Here is a 15,595-nt window from a genome sequence, read left to right on the forward strand (position 1 = left end):
GGGCGCCCGCGGCCACGAAACGGATTTGTGATGGGCGCGGACACAATTTCAGCCGCCGTCGCCCTCCATGATGACGGTGACGACAGGAGGGGAGTGCCCCATGATCGACACCCCGACGCGGCGCGATGTACTTGGAGCGGGAGTCTTCGCTGCCGGTTCGCTGCTCATGGCCGATGGCAGCGTGGCTCAGGCCCCGCTTGCCCCCACGCCCGCATGCCACGACGGCGACGACGCCACCGTGCCGCAAACCGAAGGCCCATACTTCAAGCCGTCGTCGCCTGAGCGAACCGAGCTGTTCGAAGAGGGCATGGCGGGGCAGCCGATCGAACTGGTTGGCTTGGTGCTCAGTCGCGCCTGCAAACCGCTCGCCGGCGCCTTGCTGGATTTCTGGCAGGCCGACGACAAGGGCCGCTACGACAATTCCGGCTTCCGCCTGCGCGGCCATCAGTTCTCCGACGCGGAAGGGCGCTATCGATTGCGCAGCATCGTGCCCGGCATCTATCCGGGCCGCACGCGCCACATCCATGTGAAGGTGCAGCCGCGCGGTGGTCCCGTGTTGACGACCCAGCTCTATTTCCCCGGCGAGTCAAAAAACCGCTCCGACAGCCTGTTCCGCAAGGACTTGCAGATACGCACGGCCAAGAACGCAGGCTGGCTGGCCGGGCGTTTCGACTTCGTGCTCGGATAGAGCGTCAATTGCCGCGGGCGACATTACGTCCAAGCGTGCCAGGTCCGGCAGCGGGTTCGTTGACGTCGACAAAACCCAGCATCGCGCCGAGGCGATTGGTTGCGGGCTGATCGAAGCCGACCGCGCCTTCGAAGCTCGCCGGATTGCGGAAGGTGCCGAACAGCATATCCCAGATCGGCAGGTCGCCGTAATTATAGGCGTGCACGTCGCGCTGGTGATGGATGCAATGGGCTTCCGGCCGCTGGATGATGAAGCCGAGCCATTGCGGCGTGCGGATGTTCATGTGCTGGAAATAGCCGTAGAAGGCGGCGATGTAGCCGGTAAGCGCGGCGGCGACCGGATCGAGCCCGAGCACCAGCGTCGTCACGAGCGCGCCGATCAGGAGAAAGGCCACCGTCTCCAGCGGATGGAATAGTGCGGCGCCGGACATATCGACCCGCTGCGGGCTGTGGTGGATCTGGTGGAACAGCCGCCACATCGGCGAAAACGTGTGCGCGCTGCGGTGCCAGGCGTAGCTCGCGAGCGAGACCACGGCATAGCCGAGCACGGCGCCGCCGACCACGCCGAGGCTTTCCAGATTGATCAGGCGGTGCGCCGCCAGCCAATGCTCCGGGATCACCAGCGGCGTCAGCGTGGCAAGCAGCCCCTGCACCGTCAGGAAGCAGAAGCCCTTCAAGCGCCAGTAAGGGATTGGTGGAAACTTTCGCGCCGGAAACAGCGACTCGATCCCGAGCATGAGCAGATAGGTCACCGGCACCAACAATCCGAAAATATCGATGGCCGACATGGAAGCTCTCCTGCCTTACAGCGTAAGTCTATTTTCCTCATACAGCCTTCCAGTGTAAGGTTGCAAGAGATTCGAGGACTCCCGCTTGATCACAAAGATGAAATCCAAAGCGCCTTCAAAGCCGCTCGCCAGCGCAAAGCCGAAGCGTCCCGCCGGTGCCTGGCGGGGCCGGGAACAGGGGAGGCCAGGGGCGGGGCTGTCGCGGGAACGGATCGCGGCGGCGGCGCTGGCGCTGGTCGATCGCGAGGGGCTGACCGCGCTCTCAACGCGACGGCTCGGCGACGAACTCGGCTGCGAGGCCATGAGCATCTATCACCACTTCCCGAACAAGGCGCATCTGATGGACGCGCTTGTCGATCTGATGCTGGCCGAGGCGCGCGTGGCGGCGGCAGGCGAGGGGGATTGGCTCGAACGCCTGCGCAGGACTGCGCACAGCTTTCGCGCGATGGCGCTAAAGCATCCCCAATTCTTTCCGTTCTTTGCCGTGCACCGCCTCAACACCCGCGCCGGTGTCGCTTTCGTCAACGGCGTCATTGGCATCCTGCGCGAGGCGGGGTTTTCCGACGGCGACGCCGCGCGCTATTTCCGCGAGATCGGCTATTACCTGACCGGCGCGGCGCTGGATGAAACCGCCGGCTACGCCAAGGGCCCGTCAGCGGCCGAGCCGGTGTCCGACGCGACGATTCTCACTGAGTTCAAACACCTTGCGGCGGCGGCGCCTTACTTTCAGCCTGGGCATTTCCAGGCCACGTTTGAGACCGGTCTTGAAATCCTGCTGGAGGGAATCCGGCGGGCGAAGGAGGGCGGATAGGTCGGCGCGGTGTAATACATTTGTTGAACATGCCGAGAAGGTGTGTTATACATTTTGTATAACGGAGCTCGTGCGATGACCAAAGCCCCTCGCGGCATGGAAGAGGCCTCTCGCGAATACAAGCTTGAGGACACTGCCCTTCAAATTCGAAAGATTGGCAATTCGGTTGGTGTGATCCTGCCGAAAGAGCTTCTTGCCCGGCTCAATCTCAAGGAGGGGGACAAGTTCTATCCGGTCGAACAACCGGATGGCAGCCTGCGGCTTTCGCCGTTCAACCCCAAACACGCGCGGACCATGGAAATAGCCCGCAAGGTCATGCACGAATATCGCGATACGTTTGCAGCGCTTGCAAAATGAGTGAGCCAATTTGGCTCGATGTCGATGAAGTCATCGATATGCATGCCGAGCAACTGGCAATATTCGGCGGACCGGAAGGCATTCGGGATCATGGCCTTCTCGAGTCGGCGGTTTTGCGGCCAGTCAACCAATGGAATTACGGACAGACGGATATGGCTGCGCTCGCCGCAGCCTATGCCTTCGGTCTTGCGCGCAACCATGCCTTTGTGGACGGCAACAAGCGCATCGCGTTCCACGCCATGATGGTCTTCTTGCGGGGCAACGACATACCCTTTGCGCCCGACCCGGCGCACGCCACGGCCATCATCCTCTCCCTCGCCGCAGGCGAGGTCAGCGAGGAAAGCCTGACCCGCTGGATCCGGGATAATTGGCCTTCCGAATGACCCGATAGGCAGGGGGCCGTTGCCCTCCCAAACGCTTTGCGGTAATTGCACGCGAGAAACGCGGATTTTTGACTGGGGATACCGATGGCAGACCATAACGAAGTGGCCTACACGACCGCTGACGGCAACGACTATGTGGCCCATGAGCAGACCTATGAAGGGTTCATCATGCTGGTCAAATACGGCACGGCCGCCGTCGTGATCATCGTCGCCCTGATGGGCTACTTCCTGACCTGACGCGTCGCTGCCTGCACCGCCGCGCCGGCGGTGGCCAGAAATAGCACGCATGCCGGTTGCGAAACCGGTATCCAACTAAGCGAAAAAGACGCTAGTTTGATTGCGCGCGCGCCTGCCGCGCCGGGGGGCCCCATGAAGATTGCCGTTGCCAAGGAAATCGATCCGTCCGAACCGCGGGTTGCCGCTTCCCCAGACACCGTGAAGAAATTCAAGGCACTCGGCGCTGAAGTCGCGATCGAGCCGGGCGCGGGCATCAAATCGGGCCTGCCGGATTCCGAATTCACCGCCGTCGGCGCCACCGTCAGCGCTGACGCGTTGAAGGACGCCGACATCATCATCAAGGTGAAACGGCCGGAAGCCTCCGAGCTTTCGCAATACAAGCGCGGCGCGCTGGTGATCGCCATCATGGACCCCTACGGCAACGAAGCGGCGTTGAAGACGATCGCGGATGCCGGCGTCTCGGCCTTTGCGATGGAATTGATGCCGCGCATTACGCGCGCGCAGGTGATGGACGTGCTGTCCAGCCAGGCGAACCTTGCGGGCTACCGTTCGGTGATTGAAGCCGCTGAAGCGTTCGGCCGCGCGTTCCCGATGATGATGACCGCGGCCGGCACCGTGCCGGCGGCGAAAGTGTTCGTGATGGGCGTCGGCGTGGCCGGCCTGCAGGCGATCGCGACCGCGCGCCGGCTCGGCGCCGTCGTCACCGCAACCGACGTGCGTCCGGCCACCAAGGAACAGGTCGAGTCGCTCGGCGCCAAGTTCCTCGCGGTCGAGGACGAGGAATTCAAGAACGCCCAGACCGCCGGCGGCTACGCCAAGGAAATGTCGAAAGAGTACCAGGCCAAGCAGGCGGCGCTCACCGCCGAGCATATCAAGAAGCAGGACATCATCATCACGACCGCGCTGATCCCGGGCCGACCGGCGCCGCGGCTCGTCACGTCAGAGATGGTGAAGTCGATGAAACCCGGCTCGGTGCTGATCGATCTCGCCATCGAGCGCGGCGGCAATGTCGAGGGCGCGAAGGCGGGCGAAGTCGTCGATCTCGATGGCATCAAGATCGTCGGCTACACCAACGTCGCCGGCCGCGTCGCGCAGTCGGCCTCCAGCCTTTATGCCCGCAACCTGTTCTCGTTCATCGAGACGATGGTCGACAAGCCGAACAAGGCGCTCGCGGTCAACTGGGACGACGAGTTGGTGAAAGCCACCGCGCTGACCAAAGACGGCGCCGTCATCCACCCGAACTTCCAGCCGAAAGCCTAAGGAGAGAAGCCATGGAGCATGTCGCTCAAGCCGTCGATCCCTTCGTATTCCGGCTGTCGATTTTCGTCCTCGCCGTCTTCGTCGGCTACTTCGTGGTCTGGTCGGTGACGCCGGCGCTGCATACGCCGCTGATGTCGGTGACGAATGCGATCTCCTCGGTGATCGTGGTCGGCGCGCTGCTCGCGGTCGGCGTCCCAATGATCTCGAGCGGCAGCGGCTGGGCGCGCGGCTTCGGCTTCATCGCGCTGATCTTCGCCTGTGTGAATATCTTCGGCGGCTTCCTTGTCACCCAGCGCATGCTGGCGATGTACAAGAAGAAAGCCAAGTGAAATGGCGAGCGAGCGGCGTGCACCTCGTGGTGACGAAGACAATGGGGACCTGAGATGAACGCCAATCTGGCTGCAATTCTGTATCTCGTGGCGGGTGTGCTGTTCATCCTGTCGCTGCGCGGGTTGTCCAGCCCCGCCACATCCCGCCAAGGCAATTTCTTCGGCATGATCGGCATGGCGATCGCGGTCGTGACCACGCTCGCAATCCATCCACCGGCGGACGGCCTCGCCTGGGCGCTGGTTATCCTCGGCATCGCCATCGGCGGCGGCATCGGCGCAGTCATCGCCCGCCGGGTGCCGATGACCTCGATGCCGGAACTGGTCGCAGCCTTCCACTCATTGGTCGGTATGGCCGCCGTGCTGGTGGCGGCGGGCGCGTTCTATGCGCCCGAAGCCTTCGACATCGGCAAGCCTGGCGCCATTCACGGCTCGAGCCTCGTTGAAATGTCGCTCGGCGTCGCGATCGGCGCCCTGACCTTTACCGGATCGGTGATCGCGTTCCTGAAGCTGTCGGCGCGCATGAGCGGCGCGCCGATCATTCTGCCCGGGCGCCACTTCATCAACATCGGGCTGGCGCTGGCGCTGGTGTTCTTCATCGTCGGCCTCGTGATCTCGGGTAGCGCGTTGGATTTCTGGCTGATCACCATCATCGCACTGGTGCTCGGCGTGCTCATGATCATCCCGATCGGCGGCGCCGACATGCCGGTCGTGATCTCGATGCTGAACTCCTATTCGGGCTGGGCCGCCGCCGGCATCGGCTTCACGCTCGGCAATTCGGCGCTGATCGTCACCGGCGCGCTGGTCGGTTCCTCCGGTGCGATCCTGTCCTACATCATGTGCCACGCGATGAACCGTTCCTTCATCTCGGTCATCCTCGGCGGCTTTGGCGGCGAGACCGCGGCGGCCGGAGGCGGCAGCGGTGAACAGAAGCCTGTAAAACTTGGCTCGGCGGACGACGCCGCGTTCATCATGAAGAACGCGCAGAAAGTGATCATCGTTCCCGGCTACGGCATGGCGGTGGCGCAGGCCCAGCATGCGCTGCGCGAAATGGGCGATCTCCTGAAGAAGGAAGGCGTCGAGGTGAAGTACGCCATTCACCCGGTCGCGGGCCGCATGCCCGGCCACATGAACGTGCTGCTCGCGGAAGCCAACGTGCCCTATGACGAGGTGTTCGAACTCGAGGACATCAACTCCGAATTCGCGCAGGCCGACATCGCGTTCGTGATTGGCGCCAACGACGTCACCAATCCCGCCGCCGAGGAAGACAAGTCCTCGCCGATCTACGGCATGCCGGTGCTGCAGGTCTGGAAGGCCGGCACCGTGATGTTCATCAAGCGCTCGCTGGCGTCAGGCTACGCCGGCATCGACAATCCCTTGTTCTATCGCGACAACACCATGATGCTGCTCGGCGACGCCAAGAAGGTCACCGAGAGCATCGTCAAGGGGATGTAACCGTACGCAGGAAATCATGACCGCCCTGAAATGGGTCCTGATCGTCGTTTCGGCCGGTTATGTCTGCGGACTGCTCGCATTGTTCTTCGCGCAGCGCGCCGTCCTGTTTCCAGCTCCGACGAGTGCGCGCACGGCGCCACAAGCAGCGGGCTTTCCGGAAGCGGAAGAACATATCCTGACCACGGCGGACGGTGAGCAGGTCATCGTCTGGCACGTTCCGGCCAGGCCGGGCCGTCCGGTCGTCCTTTATTTCCACGGCAATGGCGATTATCTCGCCGGCTTCTTCGGCCGCTTTCGCAGCATCATCGCCGACGGGACCGGGGTCATCGCATTGTCCTATCGCGGCTATGCGGGCTCAACCGGTCAACCGAGCGAGCACGGATTGCTGCAGGATGCCGCGGCGGCCTATGCCTTTACGGCTGCTCGCTATCGCGCGGACAACATCGTCGTCTGGGGCTTCTCGCTCGGCACCGGCGTTGCGGTGGCGCTTGCAGCGGAGCAGCGGATCGGGAGGTTGATCCTGGAAGCTCCCTATACCTCGATCGCCGATGTCGCCGCGTCGGCATTCTGGTTCGCGCCAGTGCGTCTATTTATGCAGGACCAGTTCCGTTCCGACGCGCAGATCGCGCGGATCAGGGTTCCGCTGCTCATGATGCATGGCGCGCTCGATCCCACGATACCTGTTAGGTTTGGCGAACGGTTGTTTGCGATGGCGAATGAGCCGAAGCGGTTTGTCCGCCTTGCCCGCGGCGGTCATAACGATCTGGACAATTTCGGCGCGATTGAAATCGCGCGAAATTTCATCAACCTTGCAAGGGGGTGATGGCTACCTTGATGGGCGCATCTTGCGCCCACGAACCTGTTGGGACCTGATCGCATGAGCGCACACGGACCAATGCCGCGATCGGCCTGGATGTTCCCGGCGCTGGCGGTGCTGCTGTTTGCGGTGGCCACCGGCCTCGGGCTCAACTTTACGCCGTCAGTTGGCGGTGTTTTATTCGCGGCGGTGCTGCTGTCGATTCTGTTCGGCACCGTGTTTGCAGCCGTGCATCATGCCGAGGTGATCGCCGAGCGAATCGGCGAGCCCTACGGCACGCTGCTGTTGACACTTGCGGTCACCATCATCGAGGTCGCGCTGATCGCCACCATCATGCTCGGCGACAAGCCGCAGCCCGCGTTGGCGCGTGACACCGTGTTTGCGGTGGTGATGATCGTGTGCAACGGCCTCGTCGGCCTCTGCATCTTCATTGGCGGTCTGCGCTACCGCGAGCAGGATTTTCAGGTCTCGGGTTCGAACCTTTATCTCAGCGTGCTGTTCGTGCTGGCGACCATCACGCTGATCATGCCGAACTATACGCTGACGGCGCCGGGGCCGATCTATTCGGCGGCCCAGCTCGGCTTCGTCAGCATCGTCACCCTCGTTCTCTATGCCGTGTTTCTCTATACCCAGACCATCCGGCATCGTGATTATTTCATCAACCAGGCCGAAGGCGAGCCGGCCGAATCCCGACTGTCCAACCGGATGCTGGCCCTCAGCATCGCGCTGTTGCTTGTGTCCCTGCTGGCGGTGGTGCTGCTGGCCAAGAAATTTTCGGCGACCGTCGATACCGTGACTGCAATGATCGTGGCGCCGCCGGCCTTTGCCGGCGTGATCGTGGCGCTGTTGATCCTGCTGCCGGAGAGCGTTGCGGCGGTCGGCGCCGCGCGCAGGAACGACCTGCAGAAAAGCATCAATCTCGCGCTCGGCTCGTCGCTCGCCACGATCGGGCTGACGGTGCCGGCGGTCGCGGTGGTCGCCCATACGCTCGACAAGCAGTTGGTGCTCGGGCTCAATGCGCCGGAGATGGTGCTCTTGGTGCTGACCTTCGTTATCAGCATGCTCACCTTCGGCACCGGCCGCACCAACATCCTGTTCGGGCTCGTGCATATGCTGGTGTTCGCCGTGTTCCTGTTCATGGTATTCGTGCCGTAATTCCCCCGGAGTGAACCCGATATGCTTGCCGCCAAATCCGATATTCAGGTCGATACATCAGAAGTCCGCGTCACCGAGTGGCGGCTGCCGCCGGGCAGCGCTACCGGCCATCACACCCACGAGATGGATTACGTGATCGTGCCGGTGACCTCCGGCGAGATGACCATCGTCGCGCCGAACGGCGAACGCACCAAGGCGCAGCTCGGGGCCGGCAAATCCTATTTCCGGAAAGCCGGCGTCCAGCACGACGTGCTCAACGAGACGGCAGCCGAGATCGTGTTTCTGGAGGTCGAACTGAAGCCCTGACCACCTGGCCTCGGGTTCCGGGCTGTTTCCGGGCTTCGCCCTATGGCACCGGAATAGTTAGGCAATTTTTAACCGACCGAGCTGGTGTCGCCCGGCCTGCACGGGAACTGCTGAATTGCCACCGATCCGTCGCAGTTGATCCCTCAATGTGCCTCAAAGTTCCGGCAATTGACGGACCGCGGGGAGTGGCCGGAATGCTGAATTACCTGAAGAAATTTGCGGTGGACATCTTCCCCTCGGTGGCCGCGACGGTCATCGGGGCGTACATCGTCAACCACTACATCGTGAGCAAGCCCAGCGCGGACGCCCCTGCCGCTGCGGCGTCGACTGCCAATCCCAAGGGGGAAGGCAAGGCTGAAGCCAAATCCGATGCCAAGCCCGCTGAGACTACGGCCAGTGTCAGCAATCTCCCGGCCGCCGGCGTCAAGGCGAGGGGAATCTCCGAAAAGGCCATCATGGAGAAGACCGCTGCCGAACGGCCGGCGGTGGTCGAAAAGTCTCAGGAGAAGACCGAAGCAAAGGCCGACGCCAAAGAAGCAAAAGCTGACGCCAAAGCCGATACCAAGTCGCTCGATGCCAAGTCCGACGTGAAATCGGCCGAAAGCCCGGCCGAGGCCTCCGACCAGCGCCGCCATGCAGCAGCGCCGCGCGAAAAGGAAAAGATCAGGGTCATACTGCCGTCGCCCGTGCAGCCCGTGAATTCACCGGCGGCTTCGGTTGTGGCAGCCGCACCAGCCGCCCCGGTCGAGGCTGCGGTTGCGCCGGATGAGCGGCGCGATGCCAATGATCTGGCGCGCGCCGCGATCGAACGCCTGCGCGCCAACGGCGAAACGGCTCCCCGCGCGTCTGAGACGGCCCGCGCTCACGAGGCGCCGAGGGTTGCGAATGCACCTGCGGTCGCGAATGCGCCTGCGGTGGCAAATGCGCCCATCGTCGCGAATGCACCCGCGGTTGCCAATGCGCCTGCCGCCGTGAATGCGCCTGCGCTTCGTCCGCTGCCGCCGCCGATCATGGTCTCGGGCTCGCCGGCCGGCGAACCCCATGGTCAGGCTCCGTCGCAGCCACGGCCGCCTTATGCCGAGGCCGTCGACCCGAACCGACCAACCCCGCCCGCCGAGATTCCGCTCTCGCGCCCGCTTGATCTGCGTGCCGAAGTGGCCGAGCCCTCCGTGCGCGAACGCGCCACGGCGGCCGCGGAGGACGCGCTGTCGACCGCCAAGTCGATCTTCCACGCGGTCCTGCCGAAATAATTCTGGAGAAGCTAGCCGCCGGTGCGTGCGAGGCCGCTTCGCGCGGCTTCGTCCCTGGGGCGGAGCGCGAGCGCACGGCCGTACGAGGTGAACGCCTTGGCCTTGTCGCCTAGACGTTCATAGGTGACGCCGCGAGCCGACCAGGCTTGCGCGCTGTTGGGATCGGCCTGCACCGCCTCGTCGAGATCGGAAGCGGCTTCCTTTGTCTTGTCGATGGCGAGGTAGCTGGTTGCACGCGCTAGCAGCGGCTCGACCCGTTGCGGTGTCAGGCCATTGGCTGCGGTGAAATCCGCGATCGCCTGCTCATGCTGCTTGTCGGCCTGATAGATCAGCCCGCGGCCGTACAGCGCCTGCACGTTGTAGGGATCGAGTACGAGCGCGCGGTCGAATTCCGCGAGCGCTGCTTCGGTCTTGCCGGATTTGGCGAGCGCCTGGCCGCGCGCAGCGTAGCCCTGGGCGTCGCTGGCGCTTTGTCCGCTGACCGTGCCGGTCGGCTTCTGCTCGACGGCCTGCGGCTTCTCCTTGTCCGATCCCCACGATCCCAAGTCGAACGAACAGCCGCCGAGAGGAACGGTGAGAATGATCGCGAGCAGCGCGATGGGTACGGCCGTGAAGCGTGAAGCGCAGGGAAGGGCATTGCAATCCGTAACGGCCATGCAGCGGAATACTCTCGCTTGTCCAATACGGCATAGGTAACCCGATGGACCGCAAAATGCATCGGTCAAAATAGCCGCAACGTCCGGCGAAGGAGATGCGAGTGATCGAGCACGCCGCGCGCACCAGCGCCGATGATTCGATACTGCCGGATCTGCGATGGCGAAAACAAAAACGCGGGCCCGAGGCCCGCGTTTTCAACTCAAATCTTTTTAGAACACGCTCAGCGCGGTCCGCGCGGACCTGCGCCCGGGCCACCACGGCCGCCAGCGCCACCACGGTCGCCACCGGGACCGGCGCCGAACACCGGCTTCGGCTTCATCGGCAGCAGGCCTTCGCGCTGCAGCTTCTTGCGGGCCAGCTTGCGCGCGCGGCGCACCGCCTCGGCCTTTTCACGGGCCTTCTTCTCGGAGGGCTTTTCGTAGTGCCCGCGGAGCTTCATCTCGCGGAAAATTCCCTCGCGCTGCATCTTCTTCTTCAGCGCCTTGAGGGCTTGATCGACATTGTTATCGCGGACGAGAACCTGCACGCGGCATCCTCTTTCAATTGATCGGATAGGAATTCTGGTAAAGTGAAGGGCCGGCGAAAGGCCTGGCCCTTAACCCTGAGCGCGGGCATGTAGCAGACAAAACCGCAGATGTCCACCTGAGAAGGCGGTTTTTGGCCCGGGAGCGCCACGAAAATGCGCGGGATTCGCCGATACGGGCTCGATTTTCTCAAATAACGAGCCCTTCACGGCGCCTCCCTAGCATCCAGCAACGCAAAACATGCGGGAGGCGAGTAATGAACACCAAAAAATATACCGCTGAAGCGATCGGCACGTTTTGGCTCACTTTTGCGGGATGCGGCAGCGCGGTCATCGCCGCCGGCTTCCCTCAGGTCGGTATCGGCCTGGTCGGCGTGTCCCTGGCGTTCGGCCTGAGCGTCGTGACCATGGCCTATGCGATCGGCCACATCTCCGGCTGCCATCTCAATCCCGCGGTAACGGTCGGTCTCGCCGCGGGTGGGCGCTTTCCAGCGTCGCAGATTCTGCCTTACGTGATCGCGCAGGTGATCGGCGCGGTCGTTGCCGCGGCGCTGCTTTATGTGATCGCAAGCGGCGCGCCCGGCTTTGATCTGGCCAAGGGCTTTGCCTCCAACGGCTATGATGCGCATTCGCCCGGGCAGTACAGCATGATGGTCTGCTTCATCACCGAAGTGGTGATGACGATGATGTTCCTGTTCATCATCATGGGCGCCACGCACGGCAAGGCGCCTGCGGGCTTTGCGCCGCTCGCCATCGGATTGGCGCTGGTGATGATCCATCTCGTCAGCATTCCCGTCACCAACACGTCGGTGAATCCCGCGCGCAGCACCGGGCCGGCGCTGTTCGTCGGCGGCTGGGCGCTGGCGCAGCTCTGGCTGTTCTGGGTTGCGCCGCTGATCGGCGGGGCGCTCGGCGGCGCGATCTATCGCTGGCTCAGCGAGGAGCCGGCCGGCGTCGTGGAAGGTCTGAAGACGGCCTGATCTGAAAAAACGCGTTATTTCTTGCTTGCCGGGGCCACTTCGGTGACGTGGCCCATCTTGCGGCCCGGCCGCGGCGCGCCCTTGCCGTAGAGATGAACGGTGGCGCCGGGCACCGTCAGCCATTGCTCGTAGTCGAGGATATCGTCGCCGATCAGGTTGGTCATGGTGACCTCGCCGTGGCGAACCGGCTTGCCGAGCGGCCAGCCGGCGATCGCCCTTATGTGCTGCTCGAACTGCGAGATCGAGGCGCCGTCCAGCGTCCAGTGCCCGGAATTATGTACCCGCGGCGCAATCTCGTTGACCAGCACATGCGGTCCGCCGTTTCCGGCAACGACGAACAACTCGACTGCGAGCACGCCGACATAATCCAGGGCGTTGGCGATCTTCTCGGCGACGGCGCGCGCGTCGGCGGCCAGCGCATCCGATATCGCGGCCGGCGCGCGCGAGATCTTCAGGATGTGATCGCGGTGTTCGTTTTCGGTGACGTCGTAGCATTCGACCTCGCCGTCCGACGAGCGCGCGGCGATCACGGAGATCTCGCGCTCGAAGGGAACGAAGGCTTCGAGGATCGCGGATTTGGTGCCGAGGTCTTCCCAGACTTGAGCGGGATCGTCGCCCTCGCGGATGATCGCCTGGCCCTTGCCGTCATAGCCGAAGCGGCGGGTCTTGATCACGGCGGGAAGGCCGATGCGCGCGATCGCCGCGTGCAGGGTTTCAACCGACGACACGTCGGCATAGTCCGCGGTGCCGATGCCCAGCCGTTTGACGAAATCCTTTTCGATCAGCCGGTCCTGCGTGGTCTCGAGGATCTTCTGCGCCGGCAACACGGGACGCCGCGCGGCCAGCACCATGGCGGTGGCGGCCGGCACGTTCTCGAATTCATAGGTGATGACGTCGACATCGTTGGCGAACAACTCCAGCGCCTCGACGTCGGCATATTCGGCGCAGGTTGCGTTCAGCACCACGTCGAAGGCGGGCGAGTCCGGGTCCGGTGAAAACACCTGGCATCTGAGGCCAAGGCGCGCCGCCGCCATCGCCAGCATCCGGCCCAATTGTCCGCCGCCGAGAATTCCGATGGTGTCGCCCGGCTTCAGCTTCACCTTGCCTGAAGCCGTCACGCCGATCCCTCCGGGCGCTCCTTGACCGCGTCCGTCTGCTGCTTGCGCCAGACGGCCAATCGCGTCGCCAGCGCCGCATCATTCAGCGCGAGCACGCTTGCCGCGAGCAGCGCGGCGTTGATGGCGCCGGCCTTTCCGATCGCCAGCGTGCCGACGGGAACGCCGGCCGGCATCTGCACGATCGAGTACAGCGAATCGACCCCCGACAGCGCCTTGGATTCGACGGGAACGCCGAAGACGGGGAGTTCCGTCAACGCCGCCGCCATGCCCGGCAGATGGGCTGCCCCGCCGGCGCCGGCGATGATGACCTTGAAGCCTGCGGCCTTGGCGCCCTTGGCAAAGGCGAACAGCCGGTCCGGGGTCCGATGGGCCGAGACGATGCGCTTTTCGCAATCGATCCCGAGCGCCACCAGCGTCTCGGCGGCGTGGCGCATGGTCTCCCAGTCGGACTGGCTGCCCATGATGATGGCGATGGGTGCGGTCATCTCGTCAATTCTGTTCGGGAATCCAGAAACATAGGCCGATTATAGGGTCGGCCCGGGGCTCATCCAAGGCGTGGCAAGGGATTAGGAATGGACTATCCTGTCTTGGTGAATCCCGGCAAGCCTTGATAAGCGAGCCTGCACAGGGAAGGCCATGACGAAGAAAACCAGGGCGACCGCCTCCAGGGCCGGAAAACGCCCCAAAAGCGCGGCTTCCGGGCGAAAAACCGCACCGCGGCGGTCATCCACGCCGGGATCCCGGCCGCCGGCCGTGTCCAACGGCACCAAGGCGACGATTCGCCGGCTGAAGGCGCAACTGGCCCGGACGCAGGCGCAGATCGAGGAACTTCAGGCCTCCGCCGATACCGACTTCCTGCTGGGCATTCCGAACCGGCGTGGCTTCGAGCGCGAGCTCAATCGCGCGATTGCCTACATCAAACGCTATCGCGCCGGCGGCGCCCTGGTCGTGCTCGACGTCGATCGCTTAAAGCCGATCAACGACGCCTTCGGACACGCCGCAGGCGATCAGGTGCTCAAGGCCATCGTCACGACGCTGCTCGCGCAGGTGCGCGCTTCCGACGTGGTCGGCCGGCTCGGCGGCGACGAGTTCGCGCTGCTGTTGTGGAATCTCAGCGAGACCGATGCCCGGGCCAAGGCGGCCGCGCTGGAGGAAGCGATCGATCGCCTCACCTTCGAGTTCGATGGCCGCACCATTACCGCGGGGGCCTCCGCAGGCGTCTCCGTTCTCGATACCCACTCAGAAGCGGGCCGCGCGCTGGAAGCGGCCGACAGCGCCATGTATGTGCGCAAGGCGCTGCGGCGGCATGAGGCGAATTCTAAGGCGCGCTTCGCGCCGTGCCCACCATCAGACAAGCGTCGAAGAAGGTGGTGGGCACGCTTGCGCTTTGCCCATCCAACGAATCTTCGATCAGCGATCGCTACAACCCGCTGAGATCATCCGGCACGTTGCCGAACTTGCGCAGCAGTTTCGCGTCGCCGAATTCACCCATCATGGGATCGCCGCTGCGGCTGAACGCAACGGCGCCGATACTGCCGGCCATCCGCGACATCGTCTCGGCGCGCCGCAACGCGGTCGTCGGGCTCTGGCATTCTTCCGCGGCTCCCGCCATCGGCGTACCGCTATCGTCCTGCAGGAATGGCATTGCGACGTAATACGTGACATCGGCCATTGGTTCGCTCCGGGTTTGATTGATCAGGCAGCGTCGCTCTCCGCATGGGAGGTTCTCGCCGGCACGCAGCCGGCGGCGATTGCCGCCTGCAATTCCTCCAGTTCGGTTTCCAGATACTCGTTCGCCATGATCAGCGCCTTGATGGTCGAGCGCAGATTGCCGTCGCACATCGCGATGGCCTGATCGCAGGCCTGCTCGTAGCGGCTGTTGTCGGACAGGGGCGATGTGACGGACATGGCGGAACTCCCGAGGCTGGCGGCGGAGGATATGTTCTCTTTTTGTTCTCGTGGAGTCAAGCCGCATCCGCCAACCGGTAAGCTGTTTTTTTTGGACAACCGCCCGGCAAGATCTTCGCGGCGCCGGGCTGTGTGGATGTCGGGGAAAAGGATCTGCCGGAACGCGTACGGTTTTGGTGAACCGAACGAGGCGAGCGCAACGATCAGGCGATGATATCAGGCGTGATCTGGTCTTCGATGAAGGCGATGCGGTCGCGCAATTGCAATTTGCGTTTCTTCAGCCGCTGCAGCCGCAACAGGTCCGGCGCTGGCGACTGATGCAACGCGTCGATCGCCGCATCGAGATCGCGATGCTCCTGCTGCAGGCGGGCGAGCTCGTTCTCAAGCTCGCGCTCATCATCGTCGGTCATGGTGTACGTTAGCTGAAAGCGCGAAGAGGTTGCGAACGGATTGTCCTAGGCTGGCAGTGAATATCGTCCCTGCGAGGCCGGTCCGCAAGCTGACCGGGTTCCCATACTCACGATTGGTTACAGATAAATCCGAAAATATGACAAGGCGCGATTCTGGATACCCATCG

At 63.5% G+C, this 15,595-nt stretch carries 22 protein-coding genes; 14 read left to right on the forward strand and 8 right to left on the reverse strand.

The window, feature by feature from the left end:
• Positions 1 to 100: 100 nt before the first annotated feature.
• Positions 101 to 688 (forward strand): intradiol ring-cleavage dioxygenase, encoded by a 588-nt coding sequence (locus JQ624_RS12690; protein ID WP_212419216.1) that lies wholly within the window; start codon positions 101 to 103, stop codon positions 686 to 688.
• A 4-nt stretch (positions 689 to 692) separates the two neighbouring features.
• Here the strand turns inward: JQ624_RS12690 and JQ624_RS12695 are convergent, their stop codons facing one another.
• Positions 693 to 1,475, reverse strand: coding sequence for a sterol desaturase family protein (locus tag JQ624_RS12695; protein ID WP_212419217.1), 783 nt, complete (start codon positions 1,473 to 1,475; stop codon positions 693 to 695).
• Positions 1,476 to 1,572: 97 nt separating this feature from the next.
• Here JQ624_RS12695 and JQ624_RS12700 point away from each other — a divergent pair, with 97 nt between their 5' ends.
• From JQ624_RS12700 to JQ624_RS12750, 11 genes are all read left to right on the forward strand, one after another.
• Positions 1,573 to 2,286: a TetR/AcrR family transcriptional regulator gene (locus tag JQ624_RS12700; protein WP_212419218.1), complete on the forward strand. Its 714-nt coding sequence runs from the start codon at positions 1,573 to 1,575 to the stop codon at positions 2,284 to 2,286.
• A 96-nt stretch (positions 2,287 to 2,382) separates the two neighbouring features.
• On the forward strand, positions 2,383 to 2,643 hold the full coding sequence (locus JQ624_RS12705) for an AbrB/MazE/SpoVT family DNA-binding domain-containing protein (RefSeq protein ID WP_051379805.1): 261 nt from the start codon (positions 2,383 to 2,385) through the stop codon (positions 2,641 to 2,643).
• A complete protein-coding gene (locus JQ624_RS12710) occupies positions 2,640 to 3,026 on the forward strand; it encodes a type II toxin-antitoxin system death-on-curing family toxin (RefSeq protein ID WP_212419219.1) in 387 nt (128 codons plus the stop codon). Before JQ624_RS12705 ends, JQ624_RS12710 begins: the two co-directional genes overlap by 4 nt.
• Positions 3,027 to 3,110: 84 nt before the next feature.
• Entirely contained in the window at positions 3,111 to 3,263 is a 153-nt protein-coding gene (locus JQ624_RS12715) for an aa3-type cytochrome c oxidase subunit IV (protein ID WP_057858656.1), read from the forward strand.
• Positions 3,264 to 3,395: 132 nt separating this feature from the next.
• Positions 3,396 to 4,523 (forward strand): Re/Si-specific NAD(P)(+) transhydrogenase subunit alpha, encoded by a 1,128-nt coding sequence (locus tag JQ624_RS12720; protein ID WP_212419220.1) that lies wholly within the window; start codon positions 3,396 to 3,398, stop codon positions 4,521 to 4,523.
• Between the two features lie 11 nt (positions 4,524 to 4,534).
• Positions 4,535 to 4,852 carry a proton-translocating transhydrogenase family protein gene (locus JQ624_RS12725; protein ID WP_212419221.1) on the forward strand — a complete coding sequence of 106 codons (318 nt, stop codon included), beginning with the start codon at positions 4,535 to 4,537 and terminating at the stop codon, positions 4,850 to 4,852.
• Between the two features lie 54 nt (positions 4,853 to 4,906).
• Positions 4,907 to 6,304: an NAD(P)(+) transhydrogenase (Re/Si-specific) subunit beta gene (locus tag JQ624_RS12730; protein ID WP_212419222.1), complete on the forward strand. Its 1,398-nt coding sequence runs from the start codon at positions 4,907 to 4,909 to the stop codon at positions 6,302 to 6,304.
• 16 nt (positions 6,305 to 6,320) lie between these two features.
• On the forward strand, positions 6,321 to 7,127 hold the full coding sequence (locus tag JQ624_RS12735; RefSeq protein ID WP_212419223.1) for an alpha/beta hydrolase: 807 nt from the start codon (positions 6,321 to 6,323) through the stop codon (positions 7,125 to 7,127).
• A gap of 54 nt (positions 7,128 to 7,181) precedes the next feature.
• On the forward strand, positions 7,182 to 8,276 hold the full coding sequence (locus JQ624_RS12740; RefSeq protein ID WP_212419224.1) for a calcium:proton antiporter: 1,095 nt from the start codon (positions 7,182 to 7,184) through the stop codon (positions 8,274 to 8,276).
• A gap of 21 nt (positions 8,277 to 8,297) precedes the next feature.
• A complete protein-coding gene (locus JQ624_RS12745; RefSeq protein WP_212419225.1) occupies positions 8,298 to 8,582 on the forward strand; it encodes a cupin domain-containing protein in 285 nt (94 codons plus the stop codon).
• Positions 8,583 to 8,776: 194 nt separating this feature from the next.
• On the forward strand, positions 8,777 to 9,832 hold the full coding sequence (locus JQ624_RS12750) for a hypothetical protein (protein ID WP_212419226.1): 1,056 nt from the start codon (positions 8,777 to 8,779) through the stop codon (positions 9,830 to 9,832).
• Positions 9,833 to 9,843: 11 nt separating this feature from the next.
• On the opposite strand, the gene JQ624_RS12755 is transcribed toward JQ624_RS12750, so the two are convergent.
• Positions 9,844 to 10,488 carry a tetratricopeptide repeat protein gene (locus tag JQ624_RS12755; RefSeq protein ID WP_212419227.1) on the reverse strand — a complete coding sequence of 215 codons (645 nt, stop codon included), beginning with the start codon at positions 10,486 to 10,488 and terminating at the stop codon, positions 9,844 to 9,846.
• Between the two features lie 221 nt (positions 10,489 to 10,709).
• Positions 10,710 to 11,015 carry a 30S ribosomal protein S21 gene (gene rpsU, locus JQ624_RS12760; RefSeq protein ID WP_057838472.1) on the reverse strand — a complete coding sequence of 102 codons (306 nt, stop codon included), beginning with the start codon at positions 11,013 to 11,015 and terminating at the stop codon, positions 10,710 to 10,712.
• A 254-nt stretch (positions 11,016 to 11,269) separates the two neighbouring features.
• Here rpsU and aqpZ point away from each other — a divergent pair, with 254 nt between their 5' ends.
• Positions 11,270 to 11,992: an aquaporin Z gene (aqpZ, locus tag JQ624_RS12765; protein WP_212419228.1), complete on the forward strand. Its 723-nt coding sequence runs from the start codon at positions 11,270 to 11,272 to the stop codon at positions 11,990 to 11,992.
• Positions 11,993 to 12,006: 14 nt separating this feature from the next.
• On the opposite strand, the gene JQ624_RS12770 is transcribed toward aqpZ, so the two are convergent.
• Together JQ624_RS12770 and purE are read right to left on the reverse strand one after the other, a co-directional pair.
• A complete protein-coding gene (locus tag JQ624_RS12770; RefSeq protein ID WP_212419229.1) occupies positions 12,007 to 13,110 on the reverse strand; it encodes a 5-(carboxyamino)imidazole ribonucleotide synthase in 1,104 nt (367 codons plus the stop codon).
• Entirely contained in the window at positions 13,107 to 13,595 is a 489-nt protein-coding gene (gene purE / locus JQ624_RS12775) for a 5-(carboxyamino)imidazole ribonucleotide mutase (RefSeq protein WP_212419230.1), read from the reverse strand. The genes JQ624_RS12770 and purE overlap by 4 nt, the downstream gene beginning before the upstream one ends.
• Before the next feature lie 151 nt (positions 13,596 to 13,746).
• Between purE and JQ624_RS12780 the strand changes: the two genes are divergently transcribed.
• Entirely contained in the window at positions 13,747 to 14,544 is a 798-nt protein-coding gene (locus tag JQ624_RS12780; RefSeq protein ID WP_212419231.1) for a GGDEF domain-containing protein, read from the forward strand.
• Here JQ624_RS12780 and JQ624_RS12785 read toward each other — a convergent pair.
• From JQ624_RS12785 to JQ624_RS12795, 3 genes are all read right to left on the reverse strand, one after another.
• A complete protein-coding gene (locus JQ624_RS12785) occupies positions 14,531 to 14,782 on the reverse strand; it encodes a hypothetical protein (protein WP_212419232.1) in 252 nt (83 codons plus the stop codon). The two genes, JQ624_RS12780 and JQ624_RS12785, sit on opposite strands and share 14 nt — an antisense overlap.
• Positions 14,783 to 14,805: 23 nt before the next feature.
• Positions 14,806 to 15,018 (reverse strand): hypothetical protein, encoded by a 213-nt coding sequence (locus tag JQ624_RS12790; protein WP_212419233.1) that lies wholly within the window; start codon positions 15,016 to 15,018, stop codon positions 14,806 to 14,808.
• Between the two features lie 203 nt (positions 15,019 to 15,221).
• Entirely contained in the window at positions 15,222 to 15,428 is a 207-nt protein-coding gene (locus JQ624_RS12795; protein WP_057851906.1) for a YdcH family protein, read from the reverse strand.
• Positions 15,429 to 15,595: the final 167 nt, after the last annotated feature.

This window comes from Bradyrhizobium sp. AUGA SZCCT0283 (assembly GCF_018130385.1).
Lineage (GTDB): Bacteria > Pseudomonadota > Alphaproteobacteria > Rhizobiales > Xanthobacteraceae > Bradyrhizobium.

Coding starts and splice junctions, on each gene's coding strand:
- JQ624_RS12690 (WP_212419216.1), top strand. CDS start 101: ATGATCGACACCCCGACGCGGCGCGATGTACTTGGAGCGGGAGTCTTC.
- JQ624_RS12695 (WP_212419217.1), bottom strand. CDS start 1,475: ATGTCGGCCATCGATATTTTCGGATTGTTGGTGCCGGTGACCTATCTG.
- JQ624_RS12700 (WP_212419218.1), top strand. CDS start 1,573: ATGAAATCCAAAGCGCCTTCAAAGCCGCTCGCCAGCGCAAAGCCGAAG.
- JQ624_RS12705 (WP_051379805.1), top strand. CDS start 2,383: ATGGAAGAGGCCTCTCGCGAATACAAGCTTGAGGACACTGCCCTTCAA.
- JQ624_RS12710 (WP_212419219.1), top strand. CDS start 2,640: ATGAGTGAGCCAATTTGGCTCGATGTCGATGAAGTCATCGATATGCAT.
- JQ624_RS12715 (WP_057858656.1), top strand. CDS start 3,111: ATGGCAGACCATAACGAAGTGGCCTACACGACCGCTGACGGCAACGAC.
- JQ624_RS12720 (WP_212419220.1), top strand. CDS start 3,396: ATGAAGATTGCCGTTGCCAAGGAAATCGATCCGTCCGAACCGCGGGTT.
- JQ624_RS12725 (WP_212419221.1), top strand. CDS start 4,535: ATGGAGCATGTCGCTCAAGCCGTCGATCCCTTCGTATTCCGGCTGTCG.
- JQ624_RS12730 (WP_212419222.1), top strand. CDS start 4,907: ATGAACGCCAATCTGGCTGCAATTCTGTATCTCGTGGCGGGTGTGCTG.
- JQ624_RS12735 (WP_212419223.1), top strand. CDS start 6,321: ATGACCGCCCTGAAATGGGTCCTGATCGTCGTTTCGGCCGGTTATGTC.
- JQ624_RS12740 (WP_212419224.1), top strand. CDS start 7,182: ATGAGCGCACACGGACCAATGCCGCGATCGGCCTGGATGTTCCCGGCG.
- JQ624_RS12745 (WP_212419225.1), top strand. CDS start 8,298: ATGCTTGCCGCCAAATCCGATATTCAGGTCGATACATCAGAAGTCCGC.
- JQ624_RS12750 (WP_212419226.1), top strand. CDS start 8,777: ATGCTGAATTACCTGAAGAAATTTGCGGTGGACATCTTCCCCTCGGTG.
- JQ624_RS12755 (WP_212419227.1), bottom strand. CDS start 10,488: ATGGCCGTTACGGATTGCAATGCCCTTCCCTGCGCTTCACGCTTCACG.
- aqpZ (WP_212419228.1), top strand. CDS start 11,270: ATGAACACCAAAAAATATACCGCTGAAGCGATCGGCACGTTTTGGCTC.
- purE (WP_212419230.1), bottom strand. CDS start 13,595: ATGACCGCACCCATCGCCATCATCATGGGCAGCCAGTCCGACTGGGAG.
- JQ624_RS12780 (WP_212419231.1), top strand. CDS start 13,747: ATGACGAAGAAAACCAGGGCGACCGCCTCCAGGGCCGGAAAACGCCCC.
- JQ624_RS12785 (WP_212419232.1), bottom strand. CDS start 14,782: ATGGCCGATGTCACGTATTACGTCGCAATGCCATTCCTGCAGGACGAT.
- JQ624_RS12790 (WP_212419233.1), bottom strand. CDS start 15,018: ATGTCCGTCACATCGCCCCTGTCCGACAACAGCCGCTACGAGCAGGCC.
- JQ624_RS12795 (WP_057851906.1), bottom strand. CDS start 15,428: ATGACCGACGATGATGAGCGCGAGCTTGAGAACGAGCTCGCCCGCCTG.